The 13,399-nt window shown below is 72.9% G+C and carries 7 protein-coding genes; 5 read left to right on the top strand and 2 right to left on the bottom strand.

The window, feature by feature from the left end:
- Nucleotides 1–16: 16 nt before the first annotated feature.
- A complete protein-coding gene (locus OVA17_RS04750) occupies nucleotides 17–1,027 on the top strand; it encodes an ATP-binding cassette domain-containing protein (protein ID WP_267788522.1) in 1,011 nt (336 codons plus the stop codon).
- Entirely contained in the window at nucleotides 1,024–1,827 is an 804-nt protein-coding gene (locus OVA17_RS04745; protein WP_116239503.1) for an ABC transporter permease, read from the top strand. The genes OVA17_RS04750 and OVA17_RS04745 overlap by 4 nt, the downstream gene beginning before the upstream one ends.
- On the opposite strand, the gene OVA17_RS04740 is transcribed toward OVA17_RS04745, so the two are convergent.
- A complete protein-coding gene (locus tag OVA17_RS04740) occupies nucleotides 1,824–4,676 on the bottom strand; it encodes an ATP-binding protein (RefSeq protein WP_267788519.1) in 2,853 nt (950 codons plus the stop codon). The genes OVA17_RS04745 and OVA17_RS04740 overlap by 4 nt on opposite strands.
- A 10-nt stretch (nucleotides 4,677–4,686) precedes the next feature.
- A complete protein-coding gene (locus tag OVA17_RS04735; RefSeq protein WP_267788518.1) occupies nucleotides 4,687–5,721 on the bottom strand; it encodes a LacI family DNA-binding transcriptional regulator in 1,035 nt (344 codons plus the stop codon).
- Nucleotides 5,722–5,929: 208 nt separating this feature from the next.
- Here OVA17_RS04735 and OVA17_RS04730 point away from each other — a divergent pair, with 208 nt between their 5' ends.
- The 3 genes from OVA17_RS04730 to OVA17_RS04720 all read left to right on the top strand — a co-directional run bounded on the left by OVA17_RS04730 (nucleotide 5,930) and on the right by OVA17_RS04720 (nucleotide 13,387).
- A complete protein-coding gene (locus OVA17_RS04730; RefSeq protein ID WP_267788517.1) occupies nucleotides 5,930–7,180 on the top strand; it encodes an MFS transporter in 1,251 nt (416 codons plus the stop codon).
- Nucleotides 7,177–8,817, top strand: a complete 1,641-nt coding sequence (locus OVA17_RS04725; protein WP_267788515.1) for an amidohydrolase — start codon at nucleotides 7,177–7,179, stop codon at nucleotides 8,815–8,817. The genes OVA17_RS04730 and OVA17_RS04725 overlap by 4 nt, the downstream gene beginning before the upstream one ends.
- 100 nt (nucleotides 8,818–8,917) lie before the next feature.
- A complete protein-coding gene (locus tag OVA17_RS04720) occupies nucleotides 8,918–13,387 on the top strand; it encodes an SCO7613 C-terminal domain-containing membrane protein (RefSeq protein ID WP_267788514.1) in 4,470 nt (1,489 codons plus the stop codon).
- Nucleotides 13,388–13,399 lie beyond the last annotated feature (12 nt).

Below are 13,399 nucleotides of genomic sequence, written 5' to 3'. Positions count from 1 at the left end.
GGCGCATCCTGTCGTCATGACCACTTCCTCCACCCGCACTCCGGCCGTACGAGCCGAGGGGCTCGTCAAGACGTTCGGCTCGAACCGCGCCGTCGACGGCGTCGATCTCGTCGTCGAAGCCGGCACGGTCTACGGGGTCCTCGGCCCCAACGGCGCCGGCAAGACCACCACCATCAGCATGCTCACCACGCTGCTGCGACCCGACGGCGGCCGCGCCGAGATCTTCGGCCACGACGTCGCCCGCGAACCGCACGTCGTGCGCCAGCTCATCGGCCTGACCGGGCAGTTCGCCTCGGTCGACGAGAAGCTCTCCGCGACCGAGAATCTCATGATCTTCGGGCGCCTGCTGGGCCTGTCCCGCGGTGATGCGCGCCGCAAGGCGAGCGAGCTGCTCGAGGAGTTCGGACTCACCGAGGCCGCATCCCGGCCGCTCGCGAAGTTCTCCGGCGGCATGCGTCGCCGGCTCGACCTCGCGGCATCCCTCATCGCCCAGCCGCCGCTGATCTTCCTCGACGAGCCGACCACGGGCCTGGACCCCCGCACCCGCGGACAGATGTGGGACACGATCCGCCGGCTCGTGGCATCCGGATCCACCGTCGTGCTCACCACGCAGTACCTCGACGAGGCCGACCAGCTCGCCGACCGCATCGCCGTCATCGACCGCGGACGCGTCGTCGCCGAGGGCACGGCGCTCGAGCTCAAGGCCTCCGTCGGGCAGGCCTCGCTCGTGCTGCGCCTGCGGCCGGGCTCCGACCTCGACGCCGCCCGCGCGACCGTCGGACGGGTCCTGGATGCCACGGCCATCGTCTCTCCGGAGGCGGCGCGCCTCACGGTGCCGATGTCCGACCCCGACCAGGTCACCGACCTGCTCGTGGCGTTCCGCGAGGAGGGGCTGCACCTGAGCGAGTTCAGCGTGCAGCAGCCCACCCTCGACGAGGTTTTCCTCACCCTCACCGGCACCGGTGTGCCGACCGACGACACCGCCGCGCGCGAGAGCGCCGACGACCTGGAAGGAGCCCGCTCATGAGCGCCCTCACCGCCACCCGCGACCTGCCCCGCACCGCGAGCCTCGCGCAGACCCTGCAGAACACCGTCACGATGGCCGGCCGCGGTCTGCTGAAGATCCGCCGCACGCCCGAGCAGCTGATCGACGTCACGGTGCAGCCGATCCTGTTCACCCTGATGTTCACGTACATCTTCGGCGGCGCCATCGCGGGAGACGTGCAGAGCTACCTGCCGATCATCATCCCCGGCATCCTCGTGCAGACCGTCATCACGACCTCGGTCGTCACCGGCACACAGCTGCGCGAAGACATGGACAAGGGCGTGTTCGACCGATTCCGCTCCCTGCCGATCGCGCGCATCGCGCCGCTGTCGGGCGCGCTCTTGGCCGACACCGTGCGCTACGCCATCGCCACGGTCCTGACCTTCACGATGGGCTTCATCATGGGTCTGCGTCCGGCCGGCGGCATCTGGGCCGTGGTCGCCGCGGGCCTGCTCGTCATCGCCTGCTCGTGGGCGATCAGCTGGATCTTCGCGTTCTTCGGTGTCATCGCGCGCAGCGCCTCGAGCGTGCAGGGCATCTCGATGCTGATCCTGTTCCCGCTGACGTTCCTGTCGAACGCGTTCGTGCCCTCGAACACCATGCCGTCGTGGCTGCAGTGGTTCGTCGACGTGAACCCGGTCTCGCACCTCGTCACCGCGGTGCGCGACCTCGTCAACACGGGCACGGCGGGCTCCGACGTGATCATCTCCCTCGTCGGCGCGGCGGTGATCGTCGCGGTCTTCGCCCCGCTCACGGTGCGCGCCTACATGCGCAAGGCCTAGTCGAGAAGCGCGAGAAGGGTCTCGGCATCCACGTCCGAAAGAGCGGGACGGATGCCGACAGCGGGCGCCGGGGTCACCTCGGCGCCCGCTGCCATGCGCTCGCGCACCCACACGGCGAAGGGGGTGCGTTCGTCGGCGCCCCCGCGGACGGCGTCCGCCCGGGCGAGCGCCTCCTCGGCGCGGTCGAGGCGGTCGACGGCCGCGTTCCACCCCGCCACCGTGAGAAGCACGATGGCGATGATGGGATGATCGCGCGAGTCGACGGCGCGCGTGAGCCCCGTGCGCAGGGCTTCGCGGGCCTCATCGTGTCGCCCCAGGAGCAGCAGAGCCTGGGCTCGTTGCGCGTCGATCCACGCGAGGAACTGGTCCGGGATGCCGGGTTGTCCGGCCAGGTCCATGCGTTCCATCTCGCGCAGGGCTGCCTCGCCGTCGTCGGCGGCGATCTCGATCTGGGCCGCGGTCATGCGCGCCTGCCCCAGCGCGCGGACGGATCCATCCGCCGTCGCCGCTCGAGCGATGTCGGCCGCCCGCTGCCGGGCGTGGTCGAGACGGCCGAGCCGGAGCAGGATGCCGACCGCCTGGGCCTCCTGCTGAAGAAGATCAGGCGTGGAGGTGAGGCCGCGGATCGCGTCTTCCGAGCGGTCGATGACCGCCAGCGCCTCGTCGAGACGATCGGCGAGCACGAGCCACTCCGAGCGCAGCTGGCTGGCGAAACCCGTGCCCCACGGGTCGCCGAGCATCTCGAACATCTCCAACGCCTTCGCGCTCTCGACGCCCAGCGCATCCATGTCGCCGGCGTTCTGCGCGGCTCCCGCGCGCAGAGCGTGCAGGATCGCGCGCGACCACGGGGGAGCCTCGGCGAGCTCGTCATCGCTCACGTCGACGTGCCACGTGCGGGCGTTCTCACCCTCTCCCGCGAGGATCACGGTCGCAGCCAGCCGCAGCAGCGGGGCCACCAGTGCCGTCACCTCGGAGGGGTGCGCCGCCGCCGCGGCTTCGAGCTCGGTGCGGCGGGCAGCATACGCCTCGCCGGTCACGGTTGCGGATCGACCGAGCTCGGGGAAGGACGCGGAGAAGAGGGCGAGCGACTCGACCACCACCCGGGCCTCGCTGTCGAGCGGGGCATCGGGGTCGGCGAACTCTCCGACGGCACGGCGCAGATCGTCGCCGCGTTCGCGCACCGCCCACGGCCACAGCAGGCTGCGCAGCAGCGGGATGCCCTCTCTCCGGTCGCTCGAGTCGACGTAGGTGCGCAGGGCTGCGGCCAGGTTCTCGTCGTTCGCGTCGAACCAGGCGAGGGCTTCCCGCAGCCCTGGCCCGCGCACGTTCTGCTCCCATCGTGCAGCGAGCCGGGTCAGGACTCCAGCCGCTCGCGCGCGGAACGACGCCTCGTTCCCGTCGTCGCGCAGGCGTTCGAGGCCGTACTCGCGCACGGTTTCGAGCATGCGGAACCGACCCTCGCGTCGGACGAGCAGCGAGCGGTCGACGAGGGCGTCGAAATCCGCGGCATCCCTGTCGAAGGCGCGAGCCACGGGGGCAGCGTCGGCCGCTCCGATCCCGTCGGCGAAGACCGCGGCGACCTGCAGGGCGGTGCGCTCGCCGTCGCTGAGGGTGTCCCAGCTCCAGTCGATCAGCGCGCGTAGGGTGCGGTGCCGCTGCGAGCTGAGCCTCGGCCCGTTCGACAGGAGCGCGAAACGGTCGTCGAGGCCCTCGTCGATCTCGGTGAGGGTCAGGGTGCGCGATCGCGCGGCGGCGAGTTCGATCGCCAGCGGCAGTCCGTCCAGGCGTCGCACGATGCGTTGTGCGGTCTCGCGCTCGTCGTCGTCGGGAACACGTCCCCGCGCCGACCGCACACGCTGGGCGAAGAGCGCGTCGGCGTCCGCCGGGGGGAGCGGCCCGAGGTCGACGAACGCCTCGCCGGCGATGCCCAGCGGTTCGCGACTCGTGGTCAGCACGCGCACTCCCGGGCTCATGCGCAGCAGATCGAGAGTGGCCTCGGCAGCCTCGTGGATGACGTGCTCGCAGTTGTCGAGCACGATCACGACGCGTCGACCGGTGACGGCCTCGGCCACGCGCTCGGCTGCGGTCAGGGGTGCGCCCGCCGATTCGGGCAGGCGGATGCGACGACCCACCGCACCCGCGATCGCCGTCCATACGTCTCCCGCGGCGGCCGGGGCGAGCTCGACGACGATCGAGTCGGCGACCGCGCGCGCCGTCTCGACGGCGAGGGTGGTCTTACCCGCGCCGCCGGGACCGATGAGGGTGACGAGACGATCGGTCGTCAGACGTTCGCGGATGGCATCGAGCTCGACCTCGCGACCCACGAGGGCGGTGAGGGCCGCGGGCGTGACATCGGCAGCGGGGAACGGCCCTGTCGCGGGCGCGGGCGCGGCGGCGACCAACCGCTCGGCGTGCGATCGGTCCTCGAGCAGGTCGCGGACGAGCCAGTCGAATCCGTCGTGCGGGGTCCACACCTCACCGTTCCACAGGGCCAACGCTTCCCGCGCCGGTGCGGCATCGCTCGTGGCACGAGCCTGAGCGACGAGATCCTGGAAGCGCGTGATGTCGATCTCTGTCCGCGGCAGGTCGAGTCGATAGCCGCCGGGGGTCGATGAGACCGCGCCGGCGGGGAGCGTCCGACGCAGACGCGAGACGAGGGATTGAAGAGCGGCGCGGGGATCGTCGGGGGTGTCGAGGCCCCAGATGTCCTCCGCCAGCGCCCGGTAGCCCACCGTGGTGCCGGCGTCGACGGCGAGGCGCAGCAGGAGCGACTGCTGCCCACGGCCGGGCACGGTGGCGTCTCCCTCACCCGTGTCGACGCTCAAGCCGCCGAAGAACCGCACCCGCACGGTGTCCACCCTAGGTCGCGGGGTGCAGCGTCTCGCCCGGATCGCCCCCGTGTCCGGCCGTGCTGTCGCGCACGACGAGACGCGGGTGGGCGACTCGGACGGGATCGGCGAGGGTCTCGGCATCCCAGACCTCGACGAGCAGCTCGAGGCATGCCGCACCGAGCTCGCGCGCGGCGAGGTCGATCGAGGTGACCGGCGGTGACAGCAGGGCGTGGGCGGGCTCGTCGACGCACGCAGCGACGAGCAGGTCGTCGCCGACCCTGCGCCCCGCGCGGGCGGCGGCGGCGAGGGCGGTCGCAGCCGATCCGCTCGGGGCGATGACGACGGCGTCCACGGTGGGGTCGGCGACGATCTCCGTCACCACGGTGGCGATCTCGGCCGCCGTCGGCACGAACGACACGGTTCGTGACAGGCCGTCGAGGCCGTGCTCGCGGGCCCAGCTCTCGTAGGTTTCGGCGAGTTCCCGGCTCCACGCGGTCCCGTCGGGAGGGAGGACCGCCGCGATGCGCTGCGCCCCGCGCTCGCTCAGGTGCGCGAGCAGACGTCGCAGGGCGGCGGCGTGATCGATGGCGACGCTCGCACTCGTGCGTCCCATCCCGCCGAAGACGTGTTCGCCGCTGACCACGGGACGACCGGAGTCGAGCAGGGCTCGGATGCCGGCATCCTCGATCGAGGCGTCGACTACGACATATCCGTCGACGAACGATGCCGGGGCGCCGCTCGCGGCGTCGTCGCGATGGGGGAGCAGGATCACCGACAGTCCGCGGCGATCCGCGGCATCGACGACTCCGAAGGCGAAGTCGGTGTAGTACGGGAGGTGGGTCGTTCCCGCCGGGAGGTGGAGTCCGACGGCTCCCGATCGGGCGGTGCGGAGGTTCCGCGCGGGCATGTTCACCGAATAGCCGAGGTCGCGGGCGACGGCCGTCACGCGGTCGCGTGTCTCAGCAGACACCCCCGATTTCCCCCGGAGTGCGAAGGACGCGGCGGCGATCGAGACGCCCGCGCCGGCGGCCACGTCGTGGAGCGTCGGCTTGCGCGGGGTCACGAGCAGTGACGTTACCGGACGCGGGATCGGGGTGACCGTGCGGCGAAGTCTTGCGGGTTCGCGCACTTAAACGTTTAATGTCAGGGAAACACAACGAGCACGGACCGAAACACACGGTCCCTAGCCTCGGGTCACCGGACGCGCTCGACGACGACGCATCCCGGCCCATCCCGTGTCCGCCGCTCGCCGGCTCCCCCGAGAGGTTCCCGTGTCCACTCCCGTTCAGACCACTCCGACATCCGTCGGCGCCGCCCGGCTCCCCATCCGTTTCCCCACCGCCTCCTCGACGTTCCTCGTCGGTATCGCGGGCTACCTCGGCGTCAACATGTCGCCTTACATGATCGCCGCCGTCCAGGCCGGTATCGGTGCAGACGTGCTCACCGCGAGCTGGATCGTCACCGCCACCCTGCTCCTCACCGCCCTCGTCGGCCTCGCCGTCGCCCCCGCGTGCGCGGGACCGCGCCGCCGCCTGGTCGCGCGGGTCGGCCTGATCCTCGCGGTCGTGGGTTTCGGTGCTGCGGCGCTCCTCCCCGCCCTCGTCGTGACCGGGCTGCTGGTCGGCGGTGTCGGCGCGGGCGGGGCCGTCGCCGCCGCGGGTGCCGCGCTCGCCGCATTCCGCAACCCCGATCGCGTGGCGGGCCTGAACGGTCTCGTTAATCGCGGCCTGATCACGATCATCCTCGCCGTCGTCCCGCTCATCGGTCTCGCCCCGCTCGACGTCTTCGGGTCGATGGCACTGTTCAGCCTCATCGCCCTACTGACGGTCTCGTGGATGCCGGCGGCCCCGGCCGCCAGCGTGCACGCCGCGGCGGCGGTCGGCGAAGCCGTCCCCATCGAGGTGCCGCCCACCGGAACCCTCCGCACGGCCGCGCCGCCCTCGCGCGTGGTCACGATCGCGGGCTTCGTGCTCCTCGTGGTCTTCGCCCTGTGGGCCGCGAGCGAGGATTCGCTGTGGGCCATGGCCGGGGTCATGGGCGCCGACAACGCCGGTCTGACGCCCGAGGGGCTCAGCCTCGCGCTCAGCGGTGCCACCGCCGGCGGCCTGCTCGGCACGATCGCCCTCGTTTCGGTCGGCGATCGCCTGGGTCGAGGCATCCCGCTCGTCGTGCTGCTGGTGGCCGGCGGCATCCTGAAGATCGTCGAAGGCTCCGTGTCCGACCCGACCCTTTTCGTCGTGGTCTTCATCGCGTGGAACACGATCTACGCGGTCGCCTTCATGTACTTCGTCGCCACCGCTTCGGCCCTCGACGTCGACGGTCGGTGGTCCGGTCCGTTGCTGGCGACCTACCTCGTCGGCTCGGCGCTCACGCCGGTGATCGGCGCATCCCTGGTGGGGCTCCTGGGATACCAGGGCTTCGCCCTCACGCTCGCCCTGGCGAGCTTCGTCCTGGCCGTTCCGGCCGGCATCATCGGCGTGCTCTCCCGACGGCTCGAGCGCGCCGCGAAGGAGGCAGCATGACGCGCACGCTCTACCGCGGGGGGCGGATCTTCACCGCCCACACCGATCCGAGTCGGCAGTGGACGGATGCCATGGCCGTCGACGGCGAGACGATCGCCGCCCTCGGATCCGAGGCGCTGGCGTTCGCCGCAGACACGGTGGTCGACCTGGAGGGGGCCGTGGTGCTCCCGGGCTTCACCGACGCCCACACCCACCTGCTGATGATGGGCGCGGCCCTGGCGCAGGTGCCGCTGACCGACGCGCGTTCGCTCGATGCGATCCAGGCGCTCCTTCGCGAGGCGCGCGACGCAGCGCCCGATGCGACGGCGATCTGGGGTCGCGGGTGGCTCTTCGACTCGGTCCCCGGCGGGGCTCCGACCGCGGCGATGATCGACGCCGTCGTCTCCGACGTCCCCGTGTACCTGGATGCCAACGACTACCACTCGTGCTGGGTGAACTCCGCCGCTCTGGCCGAACTCGGCATCACTCGGGACACTCCCGACCCGCTCGGGGGCGAGATCGGCCGCGACGTCGACGGGGAGCCGAACGGCATGCTCTTCGAGACGGCCGCGACCCGGTACGCCTGGGCTCGCCGCGACTCCTCGACGACCGACGCCGAGCGCGATGCGGCGGTCGATCGCGTCATCGACGCATACGTGCGCGCCGGGGTGGTCGGCGTGGTGGACATGGCGTTCAACGAGCACGGCCTCGCCGCCTTCGAGCGGGCGGCGGAGCGGCACGGTGGCACGCTCCCGATCCGGCTCGCCGCGCACTGGCTCGTCGAGAACACGGGCGATCGCGAACAGAACCTCGCGCAGATCGACCGCGTGATCGAGCTGGTGGAGCGCACCCGATCGTCGTGGGTGCGGGTGGTGGGTATCAAGCTCATCCTCGACGGCACGATCGACGCGTGCACGGCGGCGATGGGCGCGCCCTACGCCGACGGATCGAACGCCGCACCCATCTGGCCCCTCATCGACCTCGCGCCGGTCGTGGGCGCCGCCGACGCCGCGGGCCTGCAGATCGCCATGCACGCGATCGGCGACGCCGCGAGCGACGACGCCCTCACCGCGCTCGAGCGCGCCTACGCCGCCAACGGCGAGCTGCCCCGGCGCCACCGCATCGAGCACCTCGAGTACGCCGCTCCCGGAACCGCCGAGCGGATGGCACGCCTCGGGGTCACGGCATCCATGCAGCCCGTGCACGCCGACCCGGCGATATACCCGAACTGGGCCGCCATGCTGGGCGACGAGCGCGCCGACCGAGCCTTCGCGTGGCCGGAGTACGAGCAGGCGGGGACGCTGCTGGCTTTCTCGACCGACGCCCCGACCGCCCCGTACGACGCTCTCGCGAACATGTACGTCGCGACGACCCGGGCCTCGGCGCTGGACACGTCGGTTCCGGCGGTGCATCCCCAGTTCGCCCTGCCGCTGGCCGACAGCATCGCCCACGCCACGCGCGACACGGCGGCCTCGGTGGGCGACGGTGACTGGCGCGGCCGGCTGGCCCCCGGTTTCGCGGCGGACTTCGCCGTCCTCGACGCCGACCCCTTCGCCGAGGGCGCGGCCACGCTGCTGAGCGCGCGCGTCGTGCGGACCGTGCGGGCAGGAGAGACGGTCTTCGAAGAGACGACAGGGGGCTCCGCGCCGCGCCACTGAGCTCGCCGCCCCGGTTGGGGAGGAAGGACGCGGTGGACAACCTCGGCGCCGCCCTCGCACTTCGCTAGCCTGGGGCGACGACCGACGCCGAGGGGGCACGATGACGGAAGTCGACGCTGGGGCACAACTCTCCGGGTTCGCGTGGCCGCCGGGGCCGGGCGCACTCGTCGACACCTCGCGCTGCCCGTCGTGCTTCACGCCGATCGCCGCATCCCCGTGTGCCTCCTGCGGTCTCGACCTGACCGATGCGCGCACGGCGCGTGTGCTCGAACTGTCCCAGCGGATCGTCGCGCTCGTCGACGAGCGCGCCGACGTCCTCATGCGGGTGCACCGTGATGCGGAGGCCGCGGCTGCGGCAGCCCGCGCAGAAGACGAGCGGATGCCGGCTCCCCCGGCGCCCGAGCTCCACCCGGTGCTGCCATTCCCGGTGGCGGCGCCCCCGGGCGACTCGATCGCGGCTGCGCCCGCACCGCTCTCGACGACGGCATCGGCTCCGGTCGCAGCCGCCGACGTGGTGTTCGCGCCACCGTCGGGGCCGGTGATCCCCCCGGGGCCGCTGGCCCAGCCGGGACCAGGCTCCCCGGCCGTGCCTCCGTCCGACGGTGTTCCCCCCGTGGAGCCGTCCTCACCCGTCCCCGCGGGGCCGTCCGCGCCCCGGCGTTCGAGCGTCCAGGTCTTCCTCCTGTCGGTCGGCGTGGTCCTCCTCGCCGTGGCCGCGGCCTTCTTCCTCACCGTCGCGTGGATCAGCGGCGGCCTCGTCCTGCGCTCCGTCATCATCGGACTCGTCACGGCCGCGATCATCGCCACCGCGTCGTTCCTGCGCCGACGCGGTCTCGGCGCCACCTCCGAGGGCATCGCGCTGCTCGGGATCGCTTTCGTGGCTCTCGATGTCTGGGCCGTCCGCGCCAATGACCTGGGCGGGGCGGCGAGCCTCGAACCGAGCGTGTACTGGGGCGCGACGACGGTGGTCGCGGGTGCCGCGTTCGTGGGCTGGTCGCGTCTGTCGCGCCTGCGCGCTCCGCTCTCGGTCGCCGTCGCGGCCCTCGCGGTCGGGCCCGCGATGCTGGTCGCCGGTCTCTTCACGCGCGATGCGGCCCTCGGGTGGTACGCGTGGGGGCTGGTGCTGCTGCTTCTGGCCCTCGCGGCACCGTTCGCGCCGCTCCTCGCTCGGGCTCCTCGCCCGGCGTTGACGATCGAGATCGGGGTCGTCCGGGGTCTCGCCGCCGTCGGTGCGGTCGTCGCGATGACCTCCGCCCTGATCGTCGACCCGCGCAGCACAGCGACCCCCGCGGTCCTCGGTGCGGTGCTCGCCCTCGGTCTCGCCCTCCACGCCCGGTCGTTCGCGCGCCGAGGTGCCGCGAGCCTGGCGCCGACGGCCGCGGTGGCCGCGGTCGTCGTCCTCGGGGTGGAGATCGCGGGCACGGTCGTCCGTGCGGCCGACGCGACCCTGTCGGTCACCGTCCCGGTGCTCGTCGCCTCGGCCGTCGCGCTGGGGCTCGACGCCGCCGCGCGTCGCGCCGCTCCGGGCCTCGGGCGGACGACCGTCGTCGTCGCTTCTCTGGCCGCGGCGATCGCCGCCGCCGTTGCCGCGATCCTGCCGCTGGTCGCCGCGATGAATGCTGTCGGAGCCGTGGTGGGTCGGTCGATCGTCGTCTTCGGGCGATCCGCCCTCGACCTCGATGCCCCGGATGCCGTCAGCACGGCGGCCGTGATCGCACTCGCGGCGATCGTCCTGCTCGCGGTCGCGGTCTGGCGTCTGTCGGGATCGTGGGCGCAGCGCCGCGCTCCCGCGCTGATCGCCGGGGCGGCCGTCGCCCTGCTCGCGGGACCTCAGCTGCGTGTCGTGATCCTCGTGGTCGCCTGGTACCTGGCGCTCGCCGTGGTCGCCGTCATCGTCCTCCGCCGCCGTCGCGGCGACATCTCCCTCGCCGCGGTCGGGGGTTTCCTCGCCCTCGGCGCGGGGTGGTTGTCGTCGTTCTCCTCTCCGCTCGCGTGGGGGCTGTCCAGCGTCGTGGTCGCCGCCGTGCTCGCCGCGGTCGCCGGCGCGCATCCCGGTATCCGGGTGCCGTCCACGGTCGGGGTCGTCCTGTTCCTGTCGGGGAGCGCCATCCTCGTTCCCGGGGCGCTGCGCGCCGGAGCCGACCTCGTCATCGCCGGCGCCACGCCGACCACGGTTCCTCTCGCGATGGCATCCCTGTGTCTCGTGGCCGTCGTCGCCCCGCTCTGGCGACGGCGGGGTCTCGACGTCGCGCAACGCAGCGCCGGCGTCGTCGCCGCCCTGTCAGCGATCGTGGTGGTCGCCGCCCCCGCGCTGTGGTTCCGCACGGGCACCGCGGCCGACGGCTGGATGCTCGTGTGCGCGCTGGTCGCCGCGGTCGCGTCGGCGGCTGTCCTCACGACGCCGTACCGGCCGTGGCGCGTCGCGCGACCCTTCGCGGCGGTCATGACGCCCCTGCTCGTCGCGGGCGCGGCCGGTTCTGCGCTCCGGCTGATCGAGCCGCTGCCGCTGGTGCCGGCGATCGTCTATGCGGCGATCGCCCTCGTCAGCGCCGCGGCAGCCCTGCGCCTCCTCCGCGCGGACACGTCCACCCGTGCCTGCCTCGACGCGGGGGCCGCGCTCGTGGCCGCCCTGTCGATCGTCGTCGTCCCCTCGCAGGGAGTCCGGTGGCTTCCGCTCCTGCTCGCGGCGGTGACCGCTGTGCTGTGGGCGACCGACGGCGACGGTCTCTTCCGCTCTCGCGGTCCGCGCCGGCACCTCATCTGGCTCGCGCTCGTGCTGGGCACCCTCGCGCTGTGGACGCGACTGTTCTGGCAGCAGACCGAGACCGTCGAGCTCTTCACCGTGCCGGTCGGCATCGCGCTGCTCGGCATCGCGGCCGGTCACGAGCGCGCTCGGCGGCTGGGAGGGGATCGTTCCGCGGTCACGCCCGCGGTGATCGCCGCCGCGGGAACCACCGTCGCGCTCGCTCCCAGCGCCCTCTCGGCCCCGGGAGATCTCGTCCACGTGCTGGCGGTTGCGGTCCTCTCGGCCGCGGTCCTGGTGGTCGGGGCCTGGGTACGTCCGCCGCGGACCCCCGACGAACTCCCCGTCGCGGTCGCCGCCGCCGGGGCGCTCGCGCTCGTGCTGCTCACGGTCGCGCAGCTCGTACGCCCCGTCGACCGGGGCGGCATCGGCATCGCGGATCTCGTGGTCGTGGTGTCGGTGGCGGCGATCGGCGCAGCCGCCGCGGGCGTCGCGCGACGCCCGGCCCCGTGGGCGGGGTCGTCCGCGCGCAGCGCTCTGGTCGGGGCCGCCGCACTCCTCGCGCTCGGATCGGCTGTGCTGGTCGCCGTCGACGGCGGCCCGATCGGGCGCATGATGATCGCGGTCGTGCTGCTCGGTGCCGTCGGCGTCGCCGCCCTGCGCGTGCGCCACCGGCTCGGGGGAATGCCGCTCGCGATCACCGCGCACTCCGGAGCGGGCCTCGTCGCCCTCATCGGCGTGGGGGCGGATATCCGCCCGATCGAGTGGGCGACCGTTCCTCTCGCGCTCGTGTGGATCGCTGCCGCTCTCTTCGACCGTCGCCGCCCTGTCGCCCCGGCCTCGGTGCTGTTCGCCGTCGGCGGTGCGGCGGTCGGGCTCCTGCCCTCAGCGGCGCTCGCCGACGCGTCGCTGGTGCGCGCGATCGGCGTGACGCTGGCGGCGATCGCCGTGCTGGTGGTCGGGGCTGTTCTGCTTCGCGGCGCGCTCGCCCCGCTGGCGACCCCGCTGATCGCCGTCGCCTCCCTCGGGCTGATCGTGGCCGCGTCGCTGCGCGGCCTGCACGAGCTCGCGACCGCGCTGTTCGACCTCTGGCTCGTCGCCGCGACCGTTCCTCTGGTGGTCACGGCCGTCCTCCTCCGCCGTCGGCGCACAGACGTCCTGCCCGGGCTGTCCCAGGCTCTCGCGATCGCCGCGCCCGCTGTCGCGGTGGCTCTCACCGCCACCCGTCTCTCGGCCACGGGCGAGGGCCCCCTGCGTCTGGTCGTGACGCTCGTCGCCGTCCTCGCCGTCGGTCTGTGGTGGCGGGATGCGGCCGTGCGGTGGGCCGCGATCGGCCTGTCGGCCGTCCTCGCGCTCCTGGCGATCGTTCTCGGCAGTGCCGATCCCGTGGAGGCGGCCACGGCGCCGCTCGCTGCGGCGCTCCTGGTCCACGGCATCCGGACTCTCCGTCAGCGTCCAGCGTTGCGGACGTGGCCGGCACTCGGTATCGGTCTGGCGCTGCTGCTCGTCCCCTCGCTGCTGTTCGACTTCTCGAGCGGCAACGCGCTGTGGCGCGTCCTCGCTCTCGGCGTCATCGCTCTGGCGACGCTGCTGGTCGGTGCCCGGTTCCGGTGGCAGGCCCCGGTTCTGCTCGGCGGCATCGTGCTGATCGTCCACGCCGTCGCCCAGCTCTGGCCGTGGATCACGTCGCTCTACGAGAGTGCCTCCGGCCTGTGGTGGCTGTGGCTCGGCATCGCCGGTGTGCTCCTCATCGTGATCGCGGCCACGTACGAGCGCCGCATCCGTGAGGTGAGGGCGGTCGCCCTCGCGATCAGGTCTCTCCGGTGAAGGAGGCAGCGC

Origin of the sequence: Microbacterium sp. SL75, from assembly GCF_026625865.1 — a bacterium.
In the GTDB taxonomy this organism is placed as follows: Bacteria; Actinomycetota; Actinomycetes; order Actinomycetales; family Microbacteriaceae; genus Microbacterium.
The sequence above is the reverse complement of the archived record's forward strand: the minus strand, read 5'-3'. Positions and strand labels throughout refer to the sequence as shown.